Source organism: Mesorhizobium sp. WSM4871 (assembly GCF_055811295.1).
In genome coordinates, this window is the sequence record NZ_JBVVPU010000006.1 from 104,680 (window position 1) to 125,579 (window position 20,900).

The following is a 20,900-nucleotide window of genomic DNA, read 5'->3' on the forward strand; positions in this document are numbered from 1 at the left end:
CGGCTCAGCCGCCCACAGCCACCTGCTTCTCGCCGGCGCGCTGGCGCGAGATATAATCGCGAAAACTGATGCACTCGACGTCGGTTTTGACGCAGACCTCGCCGGCAAAGCGCTCCAGCGCGTTCCAGTAGGCGCCGTCATTCATCAGCGTAAAGTGGAAGCCGAGCTCCAGCGGCAGGCGTTTGCCCTGATATTGCTTGTCGAAGGCGGCGCGGAAGGCGTCATAGGTCCGCTCCGCGAACTCGCCCGCCTTGCTTGGCCGTTCGAAACCGCCGGAATGCCTGACATAGAGATTGTAATCCATGGCGATCACCGGCCTTGAGCTGGGACCTTCCGGGATTTGCGGCAGCGAAAAATGCGTGACGCCGTTGCTGGTCGGCGCCCTAACAGGACCTTTCGAAACGCCGCTCGCGTCGAACAGGAAGCCGGCCCTGGGCAAGGTCTGGTACAGCGCCTTGTTCGTCGACAGATAGGGTGCGCGAAAGCCGACCACCGCATGCCGGGCGAAATCGCGCCAACCCTGCGGTTCGGGCGCAATGCCGTTGATCGAATAGGCGTTTTCGAGAATATGTTCGAACGCGCCGAACTCGGCGAGCCAGTCGGCCTTGCTCCAGTCCTTGCCGTCGAAATGGCCGCAGCCATGGCTGCCGATGTCGTGGCCCTCCGCGGCAGCCAGCCGGATCTGTTCAAGCCGATCGGCTATATCCTGTTTCGAGGCGGCAAAGCCGATATTCGATTTGCCGGCGCTCTTGCCGGGCGCGGCGTATTCCGAGCGTGTCTGCGGCGACAGCAGGAAGACGCAGGACAGAAAATAGGTGAAATGCGCGCCGGTGCGCTGCGCCAGCGCGCGGCTGCGCTTCCACTGCGAAATGTCGCGGGCGCTGTCGAACGAGATGATGACGACCTGCTTTTGCTTTGCCGGCGCAGGTGCTGCCGGCGGATCGGCGAAAGCCGTGCCGGCTGCGGCAAGGGAAAGCGAGGCAATAGAAAACGCAACAACGCGGAACAAACGAGGCATCGGCATCCGGTCTGGCACAGAAACGGTTAAGATCGGCTACCGGCGAAATGTGGCACGGGTGCGGTCGCCATTGCGGGGGCCTCCATAGGGCGCTTGCCCGGCAATCCTCCGATTTTCCTGGCGAACCCCTTCCATGCCGGCGAAATTTCGCTAAAACGCGGGCTCAAGAAGCGCCCCGCTCCGGGCAGCGATGGTTTTGATTGATGTCCGACGACAGTTTTATCCGCGAAGTCAACGAAGAGATTCGTCGCGAACAGGCGCATGCGCTATGGGACCGTTTTGGCCCTGCCTTGATTGTGCTCGCGGTGCTGGTGGTGCTCGGCACCGCCGCCGTCGTCGGCTACCGCTATTGGGACGAGACCCGCGCCAACCGCTCGGGCGACGCCTTCTCGCAGGCGCTGAAGCTTGCCAATGACGGCAAGGGCGATGAAGCGCTGGCCGCGCTCGATTCCCTGGAAAAGGACGGTTACGGCGCCTATCCGCTGCTTGCCCGCATGCGCGCTGCAACCGTCAAGGCCGACAAGGGCGACGTCGCCGCCGCCGTCAAGGATTTCGACGAGGTTGCCGCCGACACCGCCATTCCCCAGGGCATTCGCGACATGGCGCGGCTCAGGGCAGCGCTGCTGCTGGTCGATCATGGCACCTTCGCCGACGTGTCGAGCCGCGTCGAGGCGCTCACGGCCGACACCAACACACTGCGCCACACCGCGCGCGAGGCGCTCGGCCTTGCCGCCTGGAAGGAAGGCAAGGCACAGGATGCTCTGAAATTGTTCGACCAGATCGCCGCGGATGACGGCGCCCCGCGCAATGCGCGCCAGCGGGCGACCTTGATGTCCGAGCTGATCCGCGGGTCGGGCAGCGCGTCGTAGTGCAATGTCGCCCAAAAGTGCGAAGCGGTTTTGGGATCAACGACATGCACAATAGGCGGTAGAGTCGCATGGGTTTCAAAGTCGCCATCATCGGCCGTCCTAACGTCGGCAAATCGACCCTTTTCAATCGGCTGGTGGGAAGGAAGCTGGCGCTTGTCGACGACACGCCGGGCGTCACCCGCGATCGCCGCGTCCATGCCGCCAAGCTCTACGATCTCGCTTTCGACGTCATCGACACCGCAGGCTTCGAGGATGCGGGCGCGGCGACGCTGCCCGGCCGCATGCGCGCCCAGACCGAGATCGCCATCCGTGAAGCCGACCTGATCTTCTTCACCATCGATGCCAAGTCCGGCCTGCTGCCCGACGACAGGACCTTTGCCGAGATCGTCCGCAAATCCGGCAAGCCCGTCGTGCTGGTCGCCAACAAGGCCGAGGCAAAGGGCGCCCAGGGCGGCATGCTGGAAGCCTGGGAGCTCGGCCTCGGCGAGCCGATCCCGGTCTCGGCCGAACATGGCCAGGGCCTGCCCGACCTGCGCGACGCGGTGGTGGCGGCGCTCGGCGAGGAACATGCCTTCGGCGAGGAAGAGGACGAAGACGAGGAGATCGCCGCCAGCGAGGTGCTGATCGGCGAGGACATCACCGATCCCGATGCCGAGCCGACCTATGACGACACCAAGCCGATGCGCATCGCCGTCGTCGGCCGGCCCAACGCCGGCAAGTCGACCTTGATCAACGCACTGATCGGCGAGGAGCGGCTATTGACCGGGCCGGAGGCCGGCATCACCCGCGATTCCATCTCGGTCGACTGGGACTGGCGCGGCCGCCGGGTGAAACTGTTCGACACCGCCGGCATGCGCCGCAAGGCCAGGATCCACGAAAAGCTGGAAGTGATGTCGGTGCAGGACGGCCTGCGCGCCATCCGCTTTGCCGAGATCGTCATCATCGTGCTCGACGCCACCATCCCCTTCGAGAAGCAGGATCTGCAGATCGCCGACCTGATCATCCGCGAGGGCCGCGCGCCGGTGATCGCCTTCAACAAATGGGACCTGATCGACCGCCCCCAGGAACTCCTGGCGGAACTGCGCGAGAAGACCGAGCGGCTGCTGCCGCAGGCGCGCGGCATCCAGGCGGTGCCGGTCTCGGCCGAGACCGGGCGTGGCCTCGACAAATTGATGGATGCCGTCATCCGGACGCACAAGGTCTGGAACAGCCGCGTCTCGACCGGCAAGCTCAACCGCTGGCTGGAAGGCATATTGGCGCATCATCCGCCGCCCGCCGTCGCCGGCCGCCGGCTGAAGGTCAAATACGTCACCCAGGCCAAGACGCGGCCGCCGGGCTTCGTCGTCCAATGCTCACGGCCCGACGCGATGCCGCAATCCTATGTCCGCTATCTCTCGAACAGCTTGCGCGAGGCCTTCGACATGCCAGGCGTGCCGATCCGCATCGCTCTGCGCACCTCGGACAATCCGTTTGCCGGCAGGGCCAAGAAGCGCTGAGCGGCAGCACCTCGGCGATTGTCTGAGACGCCCATCGCTTCCTGCTGCCAGCAGCCGTTCCGGGTCTGGTAATTCTCTGCTCGTGGTCGGACGTATGGCTGGCGGCGGCCGTCTGCGCTGATCGCCTGACCGGTTTTTCCGGCCCGGCTGAGCGGCATAAAAACGTCTCGCTTCGCATCAACATTAAAAAAACACGATCGACCTTGTTAACGCCCCATCAAGGTTAATGCATCATTGTTCCTCTCCAGTGGGGTCCGTTGCGTTTCTGGAGAGTTCCGTGCATCGACGTGTTGTGAAGCGGCTGCTCGCCGCCGCCGGTGAGAAGAAGCGTTCCTTCCTGTCTCCTCTGGCTATTGATCTCGGCATCTTGGTCGGCTTCCCCAAGAGTTCCGTGCATCGAAACGTCTTGACGCGGCTTGTCGCTGCCGCTGGCGAGAAAAAACGTTCCTTCCTGTCTCCTCTGGTCATTGGGCTTGGCATCTGGGTCGGTTTTCCCAATGTCATTGCTTACCAGGACATGACGAGCCTGATCTCCGGCCTCGAAGCGCCGAATGCCCGCTGGAACGCCTTTGTCGAGAAATCCGTCGCCGGTTCGGTCCATGCCGCCGAGATGCCTTTTCTCGATTCCGACACCACCGGTTCGATCTCGGGTTCAGGCGTTCGGTTGCCCGGCATCGGCACTGTATCGTTTCGCGGCAAAGGCGCCGTGGCCGGCACGACGCCCGACGAGGACCGCGTCATGCGCGCCGACAAGGGGGACCGGATCATCCAGGTCTCGCCGGTGGCGCCGCCGAAGAACTTCAATGCCGGCTCGATCTTCGAGCGCACCTCCTCGCTGCTGCGCCCGAGCATGGACAGCGGCCTGAAGATGGCCTTCGCCAAGCCCGAGATCAAAGGCAAGGAGATCGAGATCGCCGCCGCATTCCACACGCGTGTCGACAAGAAGCCCGATCCCGACATGCCGCCGATGCTTGCGGCATTGGTCAACAACGATCATCCCGATGTGCTGGCGACCGCCTATGCATCGGCCGCGCCCGACTATGCGCAGGCCTCACCCTTCGAGGCCTTGCTGCAGGACGATCAGCCGAACAATGGCCGCTTCATTCCGCCAATGACCAAGGGCGACCACTCCTGGATGCAGAACCCGCTGCCGGCGAGCGTCTTCTCCAAGCCGGAACAGGCCTGTCTTGCCAACGGCATCTATTTCGAGGCGCGCGGCGAGAGCGTGCGCGGCCAGGCCGCTGTCGCCCAGGTCATCCTCAACCGCGTCCGCAATCCGGCCTATCCGAATTCGATCTGCGGCGTCGTCTACCAGAACGACAAATGGTTCAACCGCTGCCAGTTCTCCTTCGCCTGCGACGGCAGGAAGAAGCGCATCGAAAGCCCCGCCAACTATAGAATTGCCCAGGACGTCGCCATGGCGGTCACCGCCGGCAAGATCTTCATCCCGGAAGTGGGATCGTCGACCCACTATTACGCCAACTATGTCAATCCGGGCTGGGCGCGGGCGATGAAAAGAATGACCAAGATCGGCCTCCATATCTTCTACCGCACCTATGGCGGCGGCTGGAGCTGAGCACCCCCGGCGCGGTCAATCGAACAGCCATCGCCGCAGGGATTCGGCCGCGGCGCGCCAGAGACAGTGTCGGGCACGATGTCGCACCTTGGCAAGCCGTTGATTTAAATAAGGAAAATACTTGAGGCTGAAGTTCTGCCCGTGGCTTGACGGAGGCAGACCCTCTAACTATGTTGCCGGCGACTTTAGAAGCGGACGGACGGCGACGGTCTGACCGGGCAGGGGGGTTCGATGGCCGACAAGAATGGGCCACACGGAACCGGAGGAACCGGCCGCGGCAAGCAGCATGAAGCCGACATCCGCGACGACGATCTTGAGCGCCGCCGGCGCGACCTTGAAGCATCGCTGGCGTCAAGGCGGCCGGACCGGCTCGAGGGGAAAGACGACGCGAAAGCGGGCAGTGCGGCCGGGTACGGCCAGGCACTCAAACTGTCCAGCGAGTTCATCGCCGGGGTAGTGGTGGGTGCCGGCATCGGCTGGATCATCGACCGTCTGGCGGGGACATCGCCATGGGGTCTGATCGTGTTCCTGCTGCTGGGCTTTGGCGCCGGTGTGCTCAATGTCATGCGCTCCGCGGGGCTTGTGGCGCAATTCGGACAGGGCGAGAAACCGCGCGATCCGAAAGAATGAACCGAGGCGCCGCTGGTCGGCGCGATGAACAGGACAATAGAGTCGCGCGCGGCTTTGATGGGGATTATTAAGTGGCTGCTGACAAGGTCGATCCGATCCACCAGTTCCATATCGTCAAGCTGATTCCGATCAACATCGGCGGCTACGATCTGTCCTTTACCAATTCGGCGCTGTTCATGGTCGCCACCGTTGCCGTCGCATCGGCGTTCCTCTACCTCACGACGTCGAGCCGCAGCCTTATTCCCACCCGTCTTCAGTCGGTCTCCGAAATGGCCTACGAGTTCGTCGGCAACATGCTGAGGGACGCGGCCGGAACGCAAGGCATGAAGTTCTTCCCCTTCGTGTTTTCGCTGTTCATGTTCGTGCTCGTCGCCAATCTGCTTGGCCTTTTCCCGTATTTCTTCACCGTCACCAGCCACATTATCGTCACCTTCGGTCTCGCCGCGCTGGTGATCGGAACCGTCGTCGTCTACGGCTTCATGAAACACGGCCTCGGTTTCCTGAAGCTGTTCGTGCCGCATGGCGTTCCCGTCTACCTTTTGCCGCTGGTCGTGCTGATCGAGGTGATTTCCTTCGTTTCGCGCCCGGTCAGCCTCTCGGTTCGTCTGTTCGCCAACATGCTGGCCGGCCACATCACGCTGAAGGTGTTCTCCGGCTTTGTCGTCAGCCTGAGCGCGCTGGGAGCGGTCGGCGTCGCCGGCTCGATCCTGCCCCTGGCGATGGCGGTGGCGCTGACGGCGCTGGAATTGCTGGTCGCCTTCCTGCAGGCCTACGTCTTTGCCGTGCTGACCTGCATGTATCTGAACGACGCCCTGCATCCCGGGCACTGATCAAGAGTTTCCGGCCCAAGCGTTTCGACATTGCCGCCGGATGGAATTGCAACGGAATTTTAGATCCAAAGGAGTTGAACACATGGAAGCAGAAGCAGCAAAGTACATCGGCGCTGGCATCGCGTGCCTCGGCATGGGTGGCGCAGGCATTGGCCTCGGCAACATCTTCGGCAGCTATCTGTCGGGCGCGCTGCGCAACCCGTCGGCCGCCGATGGCCAGTTCGGCCGCCTGATCTTCGGCTTCGCCGTGACCGAAGCGCTGGGCATCTTCTCCCTTCTCATCGCGCTTCTGGCCCTGTTCGGCTGAGCCCCTGTTCGGCTGACATTGGGAATTGGACAGGCCGGCCGCAAACCTGCGGCGGGCCTGATATCAGGGGATAGTCCATGTTCGTGACATCTGCCTTTGCAGAAGAGGCCGCGCCTGCCGTCGAAGGTGGCCCCACCGGGACGGAAGGCGATACGCATTCCAGCACCGGCGTGCCCGACGAGGCGCACGGCGTGTTCCCGCCATTCGATCCGGCGACTTTCCCGTCGCAGCTTCTCTGGCTGGCGATCACTTTCGGGCTGTTCTACCTGTTCCTGAAGAAGGTGGTGATGCCGCGCGTCGGTGGCATCATCGACGTGCGCAATGACCGGATCACTCACGATCTGGACCATGCCGCCAGGTTGAAGGGCGAGGCAGACGCCGCCGTTGCCGCCTATGAGCAGGAACTGGCGGAAGCCAAGACCAGGGCCAACACGATCGGCCAGCAGGCCAACGATGCCGCCAAGGCGGAAGCCGAGACCGCCCGCAAGAAGATCGAGGCGGCGCTCGACCAGAAACTTGGCGAAGCCGAGGCCCGCATTTCCTCCATCAAGGCAAACGCCATGAAGGAAGTCGGCACGATAGCCGAGGACACTGCTTCGGCAATCGTCGAGGCGCTGGTCGGCGGCAAGGCCAGCAAGGCCGAGATCGCGGCTGCGGTCAAATCCGTGGCCCGGTGAGGAGCGCATCATGGACGCCACATCTCTCGCAACGCTTTGGGCCACGGTTGCCCTGGTCATTTTCCTGGCCATTGCCATCTACATCAAGGTGCCGGGCCTGATCGCCAAGTCGCTCGATGCCCGAGCCGCCAAGATCAGCGCCGAGCTTGAGGATGCGCGCCGGCTGCGCGAGGAAGCCCAGCAACTGCTTGGCCAATACCAGAAGAAACGCAAGGAAGCCGAGCAGGAGGCCGCCGACATTGTCGCCGCCGCCAAGCGCGAGGCCGACATGCTTGCCGCCGAGGCGCACAAGAAGACCGAGGACTATGTCGCCAGGCGCACCGCGCTTGCCGAGCAGAAAATCGGTCAGGCCGAACGCGAGGCGATCGGCGAAGTGCGCGCCAGCGCCGTCGACATCGCCGTCGAGGCTGCCCGCGCGCTGCTCGCCGCCAAGACCGACGCAAAGGCTGGTGCGGATTTGTTCAAGGCCTCACTTCAGGATTTGAAGTCTAAGCTGAACTAGGCGAAAGCCGTCATCGCATCATCGAAGCCGCTGGGGGCAATCCGGCGGCTTTTTTGTTGTGGCGGGGATAATCTCCCCCCTCGAGGGGGAGATGTCGCCGAAGGCGACAGAGGGGGTCGGCACGTCCTGGCGCGACGCCAAATGGACGAAAGAGCAGGTTGGCGCTTCACGCGCGGCGACCCCCTCTGGCCTGCCGGCCATCTCCCCCTCGAGGGGGGAGATTACGCGCCCAGGCCTCTCGCCAATCTTCAAGCAATACCGCCGCTTCACTCAATCCAACCCGGCAAGGCTCTCTTCCTCCACCACTTCCGCCCCGCCCAAACGGAACGGCGCGAACGACACGCGGTGCAGCCGCGCCACCGGCCCGTGCGCCTCGATGGCCGTGCGGTGACGGACCGTCGCATAGCCCATATGGACTTCGAAGCCGTAATGCGCGTGATGGCTGCCGCAGCCGCACATCATGCGGTCACGCATCACCTTGGCGACGATCGAGGCGGCCGCGATCGACTGCGAGCGCTGGTCGCCCTTGATCAGCGCGCGTCCGGCGCAGGGCAGGCCCGGCGGCACGTCGCGGCCGTCGGCGAGCGCCAGTTTCGGCTGCACCGGCAGGCCGACCAAAGCGCGGCGCATCGCCTCGAGGCTGGCCTTGAGGATATTGCTGTCATCGATGCCTTCGGCGCTGACCGAGGCCATCGACACGCCAAGAGCGGATCCGAGGATTTTCAGGAACAGCGCCTCGCGCTGTAAATGGCTAAGGCGCTTGGAATCGTCGAGACCATCGGGAATGTTGGCGGGATCGAGCACCACCGCCGCCGCCACGACCGGTCCGGCAAGCGGCCCTCTGCCGGCCTCGTCCATGCCCGCCACCGGCCAAAGGCCCTCTGACATCGCCTTCGTCTCGAAGGAGAAGTCGGGTCTCTCGACGATTTCAAAGAGAAGCGGAGAATCGGAACGCTGGCGAGCCATGGTGCGGCGAGGTTCGCATCAGCTCCGATTCTCCGCAAGCCCCTCCGGGCCGAATGGGGCACCGGACCCGGAGGGCACCGTCTGCAAGCCCGGGGACAAGACAGGCCGGACGGAATTTTCCAATGCATGTCGCGCAAAAGTGTGCAGCGGTTTTGCGGTAACGACATGCATAAAAACAAGAACCTAAAAGCGCGTTGCATGAGGCCGGTCGACGCGACGCGCTTTTTTAGGCGCCGCCGGCAATGGCTGCACATGATGTCTTCAAAGCAGCATCAACTGCTCCGTTGCCTTGGCCGCGGCGACGAACCGGTCGGTCCTGAGCGACCGGCGCTCGGCATTGAGGCCCAACCGCTTGGCGGCGATCTCGAAGCGCCGGCCGATCTGCCAGGCGTAGGGACCGGAGCCTTTCATGCGTTTGCCCCATTCCGAATCGTAATCCTTGCCGTCGCGCATCGAGCGGATCAGCGACATGACGTGGCGATAGCGGTCGGGATAGTGGCGCAGCAGCCAGTCCTTGAAGATCGGCGCCACCTCCAGCGGCAGGCGCAGCAGGACATAGCCGGCCTCACGCGCACCCGCCGCATAGGCCGAATCGAGGATGCGCTCCATCTCCGGATCGGTCAGGCCAGGGACGATCGGCGCGACCATGACCGAGGCCGGAATGCCGGCATCCGAAAGCTGCCTGATCGCCTCCAGCCGCTTGGTCGGCGTCGACGCGCGCGGCTCCATCGTCCGCGCCAGCATGCGGTCGAGCGTCGTCACCGACAGCGCCACCTTGGCCAGTCCGCGTTCGGCCATGCGCGACAATATGTCGATGTCGCGCGTCACCAGCGCCGATTTGGTGACGATGCCGACCGGGTGGCCGCGCGCCTCCAGCACTTCGAGGATCTCGCGCATGATCCGGTACTGCTTTTCGATCGGCTGGTAGGGATCGGTGTTGGTGCCGATGGCGATGGTGCGCGGCTGGTAGCCATCCTTGGACAGTTCCTTGTCGAGCATCCTCGCCGCATCCGGCTTGGCGAACAGCTTCGATTCGAAATCCAGCCCCGGTGACAGGCCCATGAAGGCGTGCGTCGGCCTGGCGAAACAGTAGACGCAGCCATGCTCGCAGCCGCGATAGGGATTGATGGACCGGTCAAAGGAAATATCGGGCGACTCGTTGCGGGTAATGATCGTGCGCGGCTTCTCGACCTGCACCTCGGTCTTGAACGGCGGCAGTTCCTCCAGCGAATTCCAGCCGTCGTCGAAGACATGCCGGCTGACCGGCTCGAAGCGGCCGGACGGATTGATGCCGGCGGAACGGCCGCGATTGCGTTCCGGACGCACGCGCATGCCGCTCTGTTCGATCATCGCATTGGCCATCTCGGCTCTTCCTGCTCCGAAGGCTGCAATGTCGGCGCGCACGATCTGTTCCATTTTCGCCCTCTCCCAGGGACTGTCGGCAGGCTGTCGAATCGCTCTGTTCATGAAATTATTCCTATTTCATTGGTGAGAACAAAGCAAGAACTTTGTATGGTGCAATGCAAAAACTGGCGCTTCGTCCGGCTTTCCGCTATTCGGCTAAACATGCTCAGCGTTCTCATCGAAACCCTGAACGACGAAGAGGGCCTTGCCCGCACGCTCGCCTCGCTGATTGGCGGCGCGGTCGAGGGCGTGGTGCGCGATGTCATCGTCTGCGACACCGGTTCGACCGACCAGACGCATCGGGTAGCCGACCATGCCGGCTGCCATTATGTGACGGGCGGTGTTGCCGCCGGCATCAGGCAGGCCAAGGGCGAATGGCTGCTCATGCTGGAGCCGGGCGCGCGGCTGGCGGAAGGCTGGATCGACGATGTCGCCGCCCATACGGCCAGGCAAACCATGCCGGCGCGGTTCTCGCGGGCGCGCGCCAGCCGCACGCCGTTTCTGTCGCGGGTCTTTTCTGGAAACCGGGCGCTGGCCGAAGGGCTGGTGATCAGCAAGCGTCAGGCCGCTGCCTTGTCCAAGAACGCCCGCAGCGCTGAAGCCATTGCGCGCGGCCTCGCGACAAAGCGGCTCCACGCCGAGATCTCCGTCGCGCCGGCGAAGTGAGCTCCTTCTTGCGCTGCTCCTCGTTCTTCTATTCACGCTGCTCGCCACGTTTCCTCTTTCCGTAGGTGGGCGAGGGGTTACGGGAATTTTTACCGGGCTGTCCTTTTTTACCGGCCTGTCCTTTATTGTGCGTTGCACAATACCTTCCCTCGGGGTAGCATTCTCCTGATGCGGGATATCAGGGTTTGGGTAATGCCGGAGCGGTGAGCGACCGACACTTCGTCGACGCCGCCTTCACAGCCGAGGAGCCGATGACCCTTTCAAGCCCTGACAAGACCGGCGCTGCGAGCCTCGAGGCGATCGCCCGAAACGGCAGCCTGCTGCGCCGTATCGCCGTGCGCATCCCAACCTATCTGACGGATCTTCGTGAGAACCCTGCCTGGTTGCCGATGTTCGTGCTGGCGCGCACCATGCCGGCGCGCCGGCTGCATTGGCGTGGCGCAAAACCGGTTCGGCCGGCACAAAAAGCCCGGGAAACGATGTTCGCCGGCGTCGATCGTGAAGCCGTGGTCGAAGCGCTCCGCTCGGACGGCCTCTTTTCCGGGTTGGTCCTGCCATCGTCGATCCACGAGGAGATCGCCCGCTTTGCCCAGCGCACGCCGTGCTTCGGCAATTTCGACCGTAGGCTGGAATTCCAGCCGGCCAAGCACGCCGAGGCCGAGAAGCACTTCGGCCGGCCCTTGCTCAGCGGCCATTTTTTCGAACGGATCCTCGACTGTGACGCGGCACTTGCCGTGCAGCGCGACCCGCTGCTTCTCGACATCGCCGCCCACTATCTCGGCAGCCAGGCGAAGCTGATCACGACACGCGTCTGGTGGAGCTTTCCGACCGGCGGGGTCTCCGACGCCGAGAAAAACCTCGCGTCGCTCGGCAAATACCACTTCGACCTCGACGACTGGCGCATGCTGAAATTCTTCTTCTACCTTGTGCCGGTCGACGACGGCACCGGTCCGCATGTCTATGTCAGGGGCAGCCACAACCGCCGCATCGTCAAGCATCAGATGACGCTTCTCGTCGGCCATCCGGCCGAGGAGGTTCTGAAGGTCTACGGCGACGACAGCCCGGTCACGCTGACCGGCGAGGCCGGTCTCGGTTTTGTCGAGGATCCCTTCGGTTTCCACATGGGCACCGTGCCGACGCGCGCGCCGCGGCTGATGATGGAAGTCGGCTTCGGTGTTTCGACACCGTCGCGCCGGCGCTTCCACGGCGAGCCGGTCATTCGCTGAACGCTCCGGCTATCCGGTTTTCCCGCGCCTGAGATGCTCGTCCAGCCGCGGCATGATCTCGACGAAATTGCAGGGCATGTGCCGGTAATCGAGCTGCGGCTTCAGGATGCCGTCCCAGGCGTCCTTGCAGGCGCCGGGCGAACCCGGCAGCACGAAGACGAAGGTGGCGTTGACGACGCCGCCGGTCGCCCGGCTCTGGATCGTCGAAGTGCCGATCTTGTCGTAGGAGATGCGGTGGAACACTTCGGAAAACCCGTCCATGTGTTTTTCGAAGATCGGCTCCAGCGCCTCCGGTGTCACGTCGCGGCCGGTGAAGCCGGTGCCGCCGGTGGTGATGACGACATCGATATTCTTGTCCCTCGACCACGCGAGGACCGTGTCGCGGATCTTTTCCCTGTCGTCGGTGACGATGTCGCGGGCGGCCAGGATATGGCCGGCGCCGGTGATGCGGTCGGCCAGCGTCTGGCCGGACTTGTCGTCGGCCAGGCTGCGCGTATCGGAAACCGTCAGCACCGCGATGCGCACGGGGATGAAGGAGCGGCTCTCGTCAATTTTGGCCATGTCAGTCGGCCTCCGATGTCAGGCTGCGCGTCGCGGCGACGAACCAATCCGGTTCGCGACTGCGGATTTCGGCTGCGGCGCGCTTCGCCACATTGCCGGTCTCGAACAGCCCGAAGCAGGTCGCGCCCGAGCCCGACATCCGGGCGAACCCCGCTCCGGCCTTGTTCAGCACGGAAAGCGCCCTGCCGATGGCCGGCTGGATGGCACGCGCCGCGGGCTCGAGATCGTTGCGGGTGATCTCCAGCCAGTTGCGGACGCTGTGGAAGTCGAAAGTATTCGGCAGCGGCGGCAGCCCATCATTGTCACGGCGCGAAAGTGCCGCGAATACCTCGGCCGTGGAGACAGCAGTGCTCGGATTGACCAGCACCAGTCCCAAGGCCGGAAAACCCGGCACGACCGACAGGTCGTCGCCGACCCCGCGCGCGATCAGCGGCTTTGCCGCCAGGCACATCGGAACGTCGGCGCCAAGCGAAAGGCCGATCCGCGCCAGGTCGGTATCGCCGATGTCGAGCTCCCAGCTCCGCACCAGCCCGCGCAACACCGCCGCGGCATCGCTGGAGCCGCCGCCGACGCCGGACGCGACCGGCAGGTTCTTTTCCAGCCGGATGACAACCGGCGTGTGCTGGAGACCGGCCTCCCGCCGCAGCGTGTCGCGCGCTTTCACCGCCAGATTGCCGCCGTCGAGCGGGACGGCGGACGCGTATTTGCCGGAGACGGAAAACCCGTCGCTGTCGGCACGCTCGATCTCGACCCTGTCGCCGAAGCGCGTGAACACGGCGAGGCTCTCGATCAGGTGATAACCATCCGGCCGCTTGCCGGTGACGTGCAGCGCAAGGTTGATCTTGGCATGCGCATGCCACATCCGCGCGTCGGAATTCACGGTCTCGGCGGCGAGGGAGATGATTTTCAGTCCTTGGCCAGGCGGTATTCGCCGGTCTTCGGATCCTTGACCAGCGTTCCCATCGTGCCGTTTGCCGCCTGCTTTTCGGTGCGCCGTATCTTGGCCGTCACGCGCTGGGCCTCCCTGACAAAGGAGCGGTAACCGACATAGGCAAGCACCCCGACGGCGGCGAAGAAAACGATCTGTGGCATGTCAAACTCCTCCCTCGCAGGGCTGGCAAACGCGGCCAATGGGGTCGGTCAACGCACTATGCTAGACGTTTCCGCCGGTTTTTCAAAGCCCGAAGCGCGCCCAAAGCGCGCGCTGTTCCGCCGCATCGATCACGCCGCTGGCGGCAGCGGCGGCGATATCGGGCGCCGAAAAGCCCTGGCGCGAACCGAACAGGCCGAACCGCCCGAACAGGCCGCGCGGCGCCGTGATCAGCTTGAGCTGGGTCTTTGTACCGAAACGGGTCTTCAGCACGCTGCGCATGTCGCCGAGCGCGTCGACAAGGCCGAGTTCCAGTCCCTTCTTGCCGGTCCAGAACAGGCCGGTGAACAGGTCGGGATCGTCCTTGAGCCTGGTGCCACGCCGCTCCTTGACGAGATCGATGAAGGTCTCATGGACCTCGAGCTGCAACGCCTTCAGCCGCTCGACATCCTCCTTCTTCTCGGGCTTGAACGGGTCGAGCACGGCCTTGTTCTGGCCGGCGGTGTGGACGCGGCGCTCGACGCCGATCTTCTTCATCAGCTCGGGAAAGCCGAACGAGGCTGATACCACGCCGATCGAGCCGACGATCGAGGAGGGGTCGGCAAAGATCTCGTCGCCGGCGACCGCGATCATGTAGCCGCCGGAGGCTGCGACGTCCTCGACAAAGACCAGAACCTTTTTGTTCTTCTCGTTCGCCAGGTCGCGAATGCGCCTGAAGATCAGCCGCGACTGCACCGGCGAGCCGCCCGGCGAATTGATCGAGATGGCGACCGCGGGTGCGGCGAAGGAGAACGCCTTCTCGATCAGGCCTGCGGTCGAAGCCAGCGACAGGCTCGGCCGGAACTGGCCGCCGCCGGCCATGATGGTGCCGTGCAGCCGGATGACCGGAATGACGACGACGTTGGAGCGCCAGGATTTCGGCAGCAGGCGGTTGAAGAGGCGTTTCACGGGATCTCCGGTCAATTGGCCTGAAGGCATGTAGGCGGTTCGCCAGCCAACGACAATGCCGCGACGCCGGTCGGCAAAATGCATGTCGCCCAAAAAGTGTGCCGCGGTTTTGGGTTAACGACATGCATCAAATCAAAAATCAATCGCCAAACAGCGATGCCAGTCCGTTGTTGATCATCTCGGTCCGCTCCGTCGGGCCGTCGCCCGATTGCGCATGCAGCATCAGCGGCGGGCGGATCGACAGTTTTCCACGCGCACCGAGCGTTGCCCTGACGACGATGCGGATTGCCTGCGCATTGGGGCGCGGGTGGACGGCCAGCATCTCGGCGTCGCCGAAACGGCGCGACATCGCGTCCAGAATGGCGCCGAGCTGCTCCGGCCGGGCAATGATGGCGAGACCGCCGCGCGGTCTGAGCACCGCCGCGGCACTTCGGATCCAGCGATCGAACAGTCCGTCCTCCATCACATGCGCCGCCTTTCTCAGCGGGTCGGGCGTGGCGCGATCCTCGGCGGCATTGAAGGGTGGGTTCATGATGACGAAATCGAAGGAATTGTCGGCAAGGCCGGCAGCCGTCCGCGCCTGGCCCGACAGCGTGACATCGGCGGCGAGCACGCGGGCGCGGTCACCGAGATGGGCGTTGCCGGGGTGGGCGAGCGTGGTTGCGGCAAAACCCGCCATTTCAGGCGAGCGTTCGACGAGCACCACCTCGGCCGCCGGGCAGCGCGACAGCACCGCAAGGCCCGCGGCGCCGGCGCCCGCGCCGAAATCGGCGAGCCGGCCAGTAAAGGCGGACGGTACCGAAGCGGCCAGCATCATCGCGTCCATGCCGGCGCGATGGCCGGCCTGTTTCGGCTGCACCAGCCAGAAGCGCCCGCGATGGAAGGCATCGACCGTGTGGGCCGGCGTGTCGCGGACAAGGGTGGCGCGCGATACGGACATTATGTCAGGCGGATCTCGTTGGCGATGCCGGCATCGGTAAGGATGCGCCGCGCCACGTCGGCCTGATCGGCGTCGACCATGATGCGCCGGGGCAGGATGCCGATCGACCCGTCGAGCACGCTCATGTTCTGGTCGGCCACGAAACAGCCGATGCCGGCGTCGCGCATCAGCGATTCGACAAAGGAGATGATCACGGCATCGTTGGTGCGGATGAGCTCTATCATCGGACGAAACTCGCAGGTTGCGGCGTTCATGTAAATGTGGATGGACCAAGGCGCCAGAGCCCCCGCGCCAATTCGCCTCTTGCCGCCCCGGTGGGTAGCGCCCTAGAGTCTTTTCAAGGGACCAGCGTGCCGTCGTGCATATGAGGTTGGGAGTTTTGTCGTGGGTGTCGTTCTCAACATTGAAAACGGGAAGCGGGAAGTTGCGTCCATCAAGGATCTCATCGATCTGACGGCCGCCGACATGGCAAGGGTCAACAAATTGATCCTGTCGAAGGCCGGTTCCGATGTCGAGATGATCCCGGAGATCGCCAACCACCTGATCTCGTCCGGCGGCAAGCGGCTGCGGCCGATGCTGACGCTCGCCTCGGCCCAGATGTTCGGCTATTCGGGCGAGGGCCATGTCAAGCTCGCCACATCGGTCGAATTCATGCACACGGCGACACTTCTCCACGACGATGTCGTCGACGAGAGCGGCATGCGGCGCGGCAAGAAGACCGCCCGCATGATCTGGGGCAACCAGGCAAGCGTGCTGGTCGGCGATTTCCTGCTGGGTCAGGCTTTCCGCATGATGGTCGATGTCGGTTCGCTGGAAGCGCTCGACATCCTGTCGAGTGCCGCCTCGATCATCGCCGAGGGCGAGGTGATGCAACTTGCCGCCGCAAAAAACCTCGAAACCACCGAGGACGAGCATTTCGCCGTCATCAAGGCCAAGACCGCGGCGCTGTTCTCGGCCGCCGCCGAGGTCGGACCCGTCATCGCCCAGGCGACGCGCAACGATCGCGCGGCCCTGCGCTCCTACGGCATGAATCTCGGCCTGGCCTTCCAGCTGATCGACGATGCGCTGGATTATGGCGGCACCAGCAAGGATCTGGGCAAGAATGTCGGCGACGACTTTCGCGAGGGCAAGGTGACGCTGCCGGTCATCCTCGCCTATCGGCGCGGCACCAAGGCCGAACGCACCTTCTGGAAGCGCGCCATCGAGGACAATGTCACCGATGACGCCGGGCTGGAAAAGGCGATCGGCCTGATGACCCGCCACGGGGCGATCGCCGACACGATCGGGCGCGCCCGCCATTTCGGGGAGATCGCCCGCGATGCGCTGGCGCCGCTCGAGGCGACACCGCAGAAATCGGCGCTGATCGATGTCATCGATTTCTGCATCAGCCGGATAAACTGAGTAAGCCGAGCGGCATCCGCGGATCCGTGGTTCGACGGAACAGCTTATGGATCACACAAAAGACCGCGCGCTCTTCAGCAGCGCCACGAGCTGGCTTTGGCGGTTGGTCCCGGTCTTTCGGAAGATTCGTTCGAGGTAGCTGCGGGCCGATTTGACGGCGATGCCGATTTCCATGGCCGCTTCCTGCGTGGAACGGCCCGAGGCAAGCGCGGTGGCGAGCCGGGCTTCCGCCGGCGTCAGGTCGAACAGGGCCGCAAGGATGCTCGGCGACGCAATGGTGGCGTCAACGCTTACCGTCGTCGCAGCGACCAGAATTTCGGCGCCCGAAAAAATATCGTGCGCGGCGCGGCGCAACGACAACAAGTGAACGATCAGCGCCGGCCGCTCCCGCACGACCGGAACGGGGACGGAACGCACAACGCGGTTATCCCTGTTCTGTACGACGGCCTGCTGGAACAGCGCGTTTGCCGGTTCGTCGGCAAGCGCCATGCCGCCATGAGCCAGGGATCGGAAAACGTCAGCCATCCCGTCCAGGAGGCTGTTGGCCAACAGCACGCGGCCCGATCCGCCCGTGACGGCGGCCGGCAATCCCATGTCGCCGAGGACGGACACGGCCGTGCCTGCACGCTCCAGACCCAGGCGCTGGGCTATCAGGCCAGCGCGTGCCAGATGCGGACGCAGCCCGTTCAACAGATCGATCGTGGCCTGATCGTAATCGCCGTCCTTCAGCCAGCGCAGGAAAACAAACAGGAAAAGCTCTCCACCGGGCATGGAAATCGACGTGCAGACGAGCGATCCGACGCCGAAAGCTTTGGCGGATGTGCAGATGGGATCGCGCTCGCTCTCTTCGCCGGTCATGAACTCGTCGATCCGCGCGAAGCTTGCCGGCCGGGTGTTCAACATGCGCTGGACGCTCCGGGAAAGCGCCCGGTTGTCCTTCGCCATGAACGCGTCGAGCAACGGCTGGAGATGCGCCTCGCCGATGGCGCGAACCGGCGCATGATCGCTGACCACGAAAATCGCACCGCCCGCCGAGCGCGACAGCGCGCTGGCCGCTTCCAGCGCATCCGGCCACATCTCGGCGGCGAAGGCCGCTTCGTAGATCAAATCGACAATGGCGAAGGCTTGCTCGTTACGCGGCATTTCCAGCATCGGCACCTCCTCGGCGAAGCAAGCGCATCCGTCTGCACGCGCCACGCGTGGTTTCCGTGACGGCAGTTCTCAACCCTTGCTGCTTACGGGAACATCGGAGGCATTGAAGTGAGCAACGTCACATTGGTAGGTCGCAGGGCGATATTTGAAGAGGTGCATCCGCTTGTCGGCATGCTTTCTTAATCGCATGACCCGATTGTGAATTCGGGCCGGATTGATGCTTGACCCAAAAAAGGCCATGCTTTGCCCGGAAAAGATCGAGTCTATGGTGAGCCCGCTGATGCGGGAGCCCCAGGCTGAAAGGAATATGATGCGGCAAGGATGTGCGCGCTGGCTGGCAGGGCTGGCAATTGTGACGGCTATGGCGGTGTCCGATCTGCCGGCCTATGCCAAACAGACCACCGAACCGGTCAAGATCACATCCTTCTCGGGCGCTTATCTCGCCGCGCGGGTCGCCGAAGGCGACAACGATCTCGACAGCGCCATCACCTATTACAAGCAGGCGCTCGCCTTCGATCCCGGCGACACCTCGTTGCAGCAGAGCCTGATGCTGTCGCTGATCGCGCAGGGACGCTTCGACGAATCCCTGGTCTATGCCGACAAGCTCAAGACCGTTACCGATGTCGAGCGGTTCTCGCGCCTGGCGCTCGCCGTCGGTTCTTTCCACAAGAAGGATTTCTCCAAGGCTGAGTACTGGCTCAAGCTTTCGCTCGAATCCGATCTCGACCGGCTGATCTCCGGCATCATGACCGGTTGGGCCAAGCAGGGCGCCGGTGACAGCAAAGATGCCTTGGCCTTTGTCGACAAGCTGCAGGGGCCTGACTGGTTCGGCCTGTTCAAATCCTACCATCGCGCGCTGATCGCCGACGCCTCCGGCTTGCCCGAAAAGGCCGATGAACTCTATGCCGCGACCTTGGCTGACACCACGGCCGGCGGTGCCGCGCCCGAGACATGGCTGCGCAACGCGCAGGCCTACGCCTCCTTCCTCGCCCGCAAGGGCGACAAGGCCAAGGCGCTTTCCGTTCTCGACCAGGCCGAGACGTTCGCGCCCGGCAAGGTTGAGATATCGGCCCTTCGCGACAAGATCACCAAGGGCGAGAAGGTCGAACCCTTTGTTGCCGGCCCGTCGGACGGCGCCGCGGAAATCCTGCTCGATCTCGCCACCGCGCTCAATCGCGGCGGCGGCGAGCCGTTCGTGCGCCTCTATCTGCAATACGCCCTGGCGCTGAAGCCCGACAGCGATGCGGCCCTTGTCCAGCTTGCCGCTGTCGCCGAGCAATTGAAGGACGGCGAAGGCGCCATTGCCTTGTATCGCCGCATTCCCGACAGTTCGCCGCTGAAGGAGCTTTCGGAGCTGCAGCTCGGCCTCAACCTTGCCGACCTCGACCGCCAAGACGAGGCGGTCACCCACCTGAAGGCACTCGTCGACGCGCATCCCGACGACATGCGCGCCTATCTGGCGCTCGGCGGCGTCTACGCCGCCAAGGAGGATTTCCGCTCCGCGGCCAATCTCTACGACAAGGCGGTGGAGGTGCTGAAGACGCCGACCGGCGCCAACTGGAACATCTTCTACCAGCGCGGCATCGCCTATGAGCGGCTGAAGGAATGGCCGAAGGCCGAGCCGAATTTCCGCAAGGCGCTGGAATTGTTCCCCGACCAGCCGCAGGTTCTGAACTATCTCGGCTATTCCTGGGTCGACATGAACATGAACCTCAAGGAAGGCCTTCAGATGATCCAGAAGGCCGTCGATCTCCGGCCGAGCGACGGCTACATCGTCGATTCGCTGGGTTGGGCCTATTACCGCCTCGGCAGGTTCGACGACGCGGTGCGCGAGATGGAGCGGGCCGTGTCGCTGAAGCCGGAAGATCCGGTGCTGAACGATCACCTCGGCGACGCCTATTGGCGCGTGGGCCGCAGGCTGGAAGCCACCTTCCAGTGGAACCAGGCCCGCGACCTGAAGCCGGACCCGGATGTGCTGGCCGCCGTGCAGCAGAAGCTTTTGAAGGGCCTGCCGCCGATCGAATCCAACACGGCGCAGGAAACCCCGAAGGTGAAGCCCGGACCCGTGCCTGCGCCGAAGGGCTGAACATTTCTGAATTCGATGATGCGGGGCTCGAAGTCGGGTCCCGTTTCTGTTTTCAGAACAGCTTTCGATAGACGCCAAAGCCGGAGCGTTCTCCGACCTTGTCGTAAAGCTTCATCGCCGTGTGATTGGTTTCATGCGTCAGCCAGTAGACCCGGCCCGAGCCGTCGGCTTTGGCGCGGTCGTAAACGCCTTCGATCAGAGACCTGCCGACCCCTCTTCCACGCGAAGCCTCGGTGGTGAAAAGATCCTGCAAATAACAATTCGGCGCGATCGACGTGGTGCTGCGGTGGTAGAGATAGTGCACCAGGCCGAGAAGCTGTCCTCCGGTCTCGGCAACGAGCGCATGCATCGGCTCATAGACGTCGAAGAAGCGAGACCAGGTCATATCGGTGATTTCTTTTGGCAGAGCGGTAGCGCCGGAGCGGCCGTAGAATGCGTTGTAGCCATCCCATAGCGGCAGCCATTGGTCGAAATCCTGTCGCGTGACAGAGCGGATGGTGATCGGACCGGGCATTGCTAAACCTGCTGTCGCTGAACCGTGGTGCCGGGGCAGGA

General features: G+C 63.8%; 23 protein-coding genes. 12 read left to right on the top strand and 11 right to left on the bottom strand.

Translation table 11 applies throughout. The features are described from left to right. Positions 1-4: 4 nt before the first annotated feature. Entirely contained in the window at positions 5-1,018 is a 1,014-nt protein-coding gene (locus tag AC0L2H_RS14225) for a polysaccharide deacetylase family protein (RefSeq protein ID WP_473590819.1), read from the bottom strand. Positions 1,019-1,221: 203 nt separating this feature from the next. Between AC0L2H_RS14225 and AC0L2H_RS14230 the strand changes: the two genes are divergently transcribed. From AC0L2H_RS14230 to AC0L2H_RS14265, 8 genes are all read left to right on the top strand, one after another. Then, positions 1,222-1,887, top strand: coding sequence for a tetratricopeptide repeat protein (locus AC0L2H_RS14230; RefSeq protein WP_473590820.1), 666 nt, complete (start codon positions 1,222-1,224; stop codon positions 1,885-1,887). 68 nt (positions 1,888-1,955) lie between these two features. Then, the gene (gene der / locus AC0L2H_RS14235; protein ID WP_473590821.1) at positions 1,956-3,383 is read left to right on the top strand and encodes a ribosome biogenesis GTPase Der; all 1,428 of its coding nucleotides are present in this window, start codon (positions 1,956-1,958) and stop codon (positions 3,381-3,383) included. Positions 3,384-3,774: 391 nt separating this feature from the next. Then, complete coding sequence (locus AC0L2H_RS14240) at positions 3,775-4,959, top strand: cell wall hydrolase (RefSeq protein WP_473591050.1); 1,185 nt, start codon at positions 3,775-3,777, stop codon at positions 4,957-4,959. A gap of 231 nt (positions 4,960-5,190) precedes the next feature. After that, on the top strand, positions 5,191-5,589 hold the full coding sequence (locus tag AC0L2H_RS14245; protein WP_473590822.1) for an AtpZ/AtpI family protein: 399 nt from the start codon (positions 5,191-5,193) through the stop codon (positions 5,587-5,589). Between the two features lie 71 nt (positions 5,590-5,660). Then, complete coding sequence (locus AC0L2H_RS14250) at positions 5,661-6,419, top strand: F0F1 ATP synthase subunit A (RefSeq protein ID WP_107650084.1); 759 nt, start codon at positions 5,661-5,663, stop codon at positions 6,417-6,419. A gap of 82 nt (positions 6,420-6,501) precedes the next feature. After that, positions 6,502-6,726 (top strand): F0F1 ATP synthase subunit C, encoded by a 225-nt coding sequence (locus AC0L2H_RS14255; RefSeq protein ID WP_006330271.1) that lies wholly within the window; start codon positions 6,502-6,504, stop codon positions 6,724-6,726. 77 nt (positions 6,727-6,803) lie between these two features. Beyond that, complete coding sequence (locus AC0L2H_RS14260) at positions 6,804-7,403, top strand: F0F1 ATP synthase subunit B (protein WP_473590823.1); 600 nt, start codon at positions 6,804-6,806, stop codon at positions 7,401-7,403. A 10-nt stretch (positions 7,404-7,413) separates the two neighbouring features. After that, complete coding sequence (locus AC0L2H_RS14265; RefSeq protein ID WP_107650082.1) at positions 7,414-7,905, top strand: F0F1 ATP synthase subunit B; 492 nt, start codon at positions 7,414-7,416, stop codon at positions 7,903-7,905. A gap of 270 nt (positions 7,906-8,175) precedes the next feature. Here the strand turns inward: AC0L2H_RS14265 and AC0L2H_RS14270 are convergent, their stop codons facing one another. Beyond that, positions 8,176-8,871, bottom strand: a complete 696-nt coding sequence (locus tag AC0L2H_RS14270) for a ribonuclease HII (protein WP_473590824.1) — start codon at positions 8,869-8,871, stop codon at positions 8,176-8,178. 261 nt (positions 8,872-9,132) lie between these two features. Next, the gene (locus tag AC0L2H_RS14275; RefSeq protein ID WP_146172552.1) at positions 9,133-10,287 is read right to left on the bottom strand and encodes a PA0069 family radical SAM protein; all 1,155 of its coding nucleotides are present in this window, start codon (positions 10,285-10,287) and stop codon (positions 9,133-9,135) included. A gap of 150 nt (positions 10,288-10,437) precedes the next feature. On the opposite strand from AC0L2H_RS14275, the gene AC0L2H_RS14280 reads away from it, so the two are divergent. Continuing rightward, positions 10,438-10,941, top strand: coding sequence for a glycosyltransferase (locus AC0L2H_RS14280; protein ID WP_107650079.1), 504 nt, complete (start codon positions 10,438-10,440; stop codon positions 10,939-10,941). A gap of 251 nt (positions 10,942-11,192) precedes the next feature. Beyond that, positions 11,193-12,167 carry a phytanoyl-CoA dioxygenase family protein gene (locus tag AC0L2H_RS14285; protein ID WP_473591051.1) on the top strand — a complete coding sequence of 325 codons (975 nt, stop codon included), beginning with the start codon at positions 11,193-11,195 and terminating at the stop codon, positions 12,165-12,167. Between the two features lie 9 nt (positions 12,168-12,176). On the opposite strand, the gene moaB is transcribed toward AC0L2H_RS14285, so the two are convergent. The 6 genes from moaB to AC0L2H_RS14315 all read right to left on the bottom strand — a co-directional run bounded on the left by moaB (position 12,177) and on the right by AC0L2H_RS14315 (position 15,930). After that, positions 12,177-12,728, bottom strand: coding sequence for a molybdenum cofactor biosynthesis protein B (gene moaB, locus AC0L2H_RS14290; RefSeq protein ID WP_473590825.1), 552 nt, complete (start codon positions 12,726-12,728; stop codon positions 12,177-12,179). 1 nt (position 12,729) lies between these two features. Next, entirely contained in the window at positions 12,730-13,590 is an 861-nt protein-coding gene (locus AC0L2H_RS14295; RefSeq protein ID WP_473590826.1) for a 4-(cytidine 5'-diphospho)-2-C-methyl-D-erythritol kinase, read from the bottom strand. Between the two features lie 44 nt (positions 13,591-13,634). Continuing rightward, the gene (locus tag AC0L2H_RS14300; protein WP_107650076.1) at positions 13,635-13,820 is read right to left on the bottom strand and encodes a hypothetical protein; all 186 of its coding nucleotides are present in this window, start codon (positions 13,818-13,820) and stop codon (positions 13,635-13,637) included. Positions 13,821-13,902: 82 nt separating this feature from the next. Then, complete coding sequence (locus tag AC0L2H_RS14305) at positions 13,903-14,766, bottom strand: S49 family peptidase (RefSeq protein ID WP_473590827.1); 864 nt, start codon at positions 14,764-14,766, stop codon at positions 13,903-13,905. A 139-nt stretch (positions 14,767-14,905) separates the two neighbouring features. Beyond that, on the bottom strand, positions 14,906-15,706 hold the full coding sequence (locus AC0L2H_RS14310) for a tRNA1(Val) (adenine(37)-N6)-methyltransferase (RefSeq protein WP_473590828.1): 801 nt from the start codon (positions 15,704-15,706) through the stop codon (positions 14,906-14,908). Then, positions 15,706-15,930, bottom strand: a complete 225-nt coding sequence (locus AC0L2H_RS14315; RefSeq protein ID WP_473590829.1) for a putative signal transducing protein — start codon at positions 15,928-15,930, stop codon at positions 15,706-15,708. Before AC0L2H_RS14315 ends, AC0L2H_RS14310 begins: the two co-directional genes overlap by 1 nt. 160 nt (positions 15,931-16,090) lie before the next feature. On the opposite strand from AC0L2H_RS14315, the gene AC0L2H_RS14320 reads away from it, so the two are divergent. After that, positions 16,091-17,107 carry a polyprenyl synthetase family protein gene (locus AC0L2H_RS14320; RefSeq protein ID WP_473590830.1) on the top strand — a complete coding sequence of 339 codons (1,017 nt, stop codon included), beginning with the start codon at positions 16,091-16,093 and terminating at the stop codon, positions 17,105-17,107. Positions 17,108-17,158: 51 nt separating this feature from the next. Here the strand turns inward: AC0L2H_RS14320 and AC0L2H_RS14325 are convergent, their stop codons facing one another. Continuing rightward, positions 17,159-18,259 carry a helix-turn-helix transcriptional regulator gene (locus AC0L2H_RS14325; RefSeq protein WP_473590831.1) on the bottom strand — a complete coding sequence of 367 codons (1,101 nt, stop codon included), beginning with the start codon at positions 18,257-18,259 and terminating at the stop codon, positions 17,159-17,161. 310 nt (positions 18,260-18,569) lie between these two features. On the opposite strand from AC0L2H_RS14325, the gene AC0L2H_RS14330 reads away from it, so the two are divergent. Continuing rightward, the gene (locus tag AC0L2H_RS14330; RefSeq protein ID WP_473591052.1) at positions 18,570-20,345 is read left to right on the top strand and encodes a tetratricopeptide repeat protein; all 1,776 of its coding nucleotides are present in this window, start codon (positions 18,570-18,572) and stop codon (positions 20,343-20,345) included. Positions 20,346-20,397: 52 nt separating this feature from the next. On the opposite strand, the gene AC0L2H_RS14335 is transcribed toward AC0L2H_RS14330, so the two are convergent. Next, a complete protein-coding gene (locus tag AC0L2H_RS14335; protein WP_473590832.1) occupies positions 20,398-20,859 on the bottom strand; it encodes a GNAT family N-acetyltransferase in 462 nt (153 codons plus the stop codon). Positions 20,860-20,900: the final 41 nt, after the last annotated feature.

What these genes read in the sequence shown, in the direction of transcription:
- AC0L2H_RS14315 (WP_473590829.1), bottom strand. Translation starts at nt 15,930, where the DNA reads ATGATAGAGCTCATCCGCACCAACGATGCCGTGATCATCTCCTTTGTC.
- moaB (WP_473590825.1), bottom strand. Translation starts at nt 12,728, where the DNA reads ATGGCCAAAATTGACGAGAGCCGCTCCTTCATCCCCGTGCGCATCGCG.
- AC0L2H_RS14265 (WP_107650082.1), top strand. Translation starts at nt 7,414, where the DNA reads ATGGACGCCACATCTCTCGCAACGCTTTGGGCCACGGTTGCCCTGGTC.
- AC0L2H_RS14245 (WP_473590822.1), top strand. Translation starts at nt 5,191, where the DNA reads ATGGCCGACAAGAATGGGCCACACGGAACCGGAGGAACCGGCCGCGGC.
- AC0L2H_RS14275 (WP_146172552.1), bottom strand. Translation starts at nt 10,287, where the DNA reads ATGGAACAGATCGTGCGCGCCGACATTGCAGCCTTCGGAGCAGGAAGA.
- AC0L2H_RS14270 (WP_473590824.1), bottom strand. Translation starts at nt 8,871, where the DNA reads ATGGCTCGCCAGCGTTCCGATTCTCCGCTTCTCTTTGAAATCGTCGAG.
- AC0L2H_RS14255 (WP_006330271.1), top strand. Translation starts at nt 6,502, where the DNA reads ATGGAAGCAGAAGCAGCAAAGTACATCGGCGCTGGCATCGCGTGCCTC.
- AC0L2H_RS14325 (WP_473590831.1), bottom strand. Translation starts at nt 18,259, where the DNA reads ATGCTGGAAATGCCGCGTAACGAGCAAGCCTTCGCCATTGTCGATTTG.
- AC0L2H_RS14260 (WP_473590823.1), top strand. Translation starts at nt 6,804, where the DNA reads ATGTTCGTGACATCTGCCTTTGCAGAAGAGGCCGCGCCTGCCGTCGAA.
- AC0L2H_RS14280 (WP_107650079.1), top strand. Translation starts at nt 10,438, where the DNA reads ATGCTCAGCGTTCTCATCGAAACCCTGAACGACGAAGAGGGCCTTGCC.
- AC0L2H_RS14230 (WP_473590820.1), top strand. Translation starts at nt 1,222, where the DNA reads ATGTCCGACGACAGTTTTATCCGCGAAGTCAACGAAGAGATTCGTCGC.
- AC0L2H_RS14225 (WP_473590819.1), bottom strand. Translation starts at nt 1,018, where the DNA reads ATGCCTCGTTTGTTCCGCGTTGTTGCGTTTTCTATTGCCTCGCTTTCC.
- AC0L2H_RS14300 (WP_107650076.1), bottom strand. Translation starts at nt 13,820, where the DNA reads ATGCCACAGATCGTTTTCTTCGCCGCCGTCGGGGTGCTTGCCTATGTC.
- AC0L2H_RS14295 (WP_473590826.1), bottom strand. Translation starts at nt 13,590, where the DNA reads ATGTGGCATGCGCATGCCAAGATCAACCTTGCGCTGCACGTCACCGGC.
- AC0L2H_RS14330 (WP_473591052.1), top strand. Translation starts at nt 18,570, where the DNA reads ATGCGGCAAGGATGTGCGCGCTGGCTGGCAGGGCTGGCAATTGTGACG.
- AC0L2H_RS14335 (WP_473590832.1), bottom strand. Translation starts at nt 20,859, where the DNA reads ATGCCCGGTCCGATCACCATCCGCTCTGTCACGCGACAGGATTTCGAC.
- AC0L2H_RS14285 (WP_473591051.1), top strand. Translation starts at nt 11,193, where the DNA reads ATGACCCTTTCAAGCCCTGACAAGACCGGCGCTGCGAGCCTCGAGGCG.
- der (WP_473590821.1), top strand. Translation starts at nt 1,956, where the DNA reads ATGGGTTTCAAAGTCGCCATCATCGGCCGTCCTAACGTCGGCAAATCG.
- AC0L2H_RS14310 (WP_473590828.1), bottom strand. Translation starts at nt 15,706, where the DNA reads ATGTCCGTATCGCGCGCCACCCTTGTCCGCGACACGCCGGCCCACACG.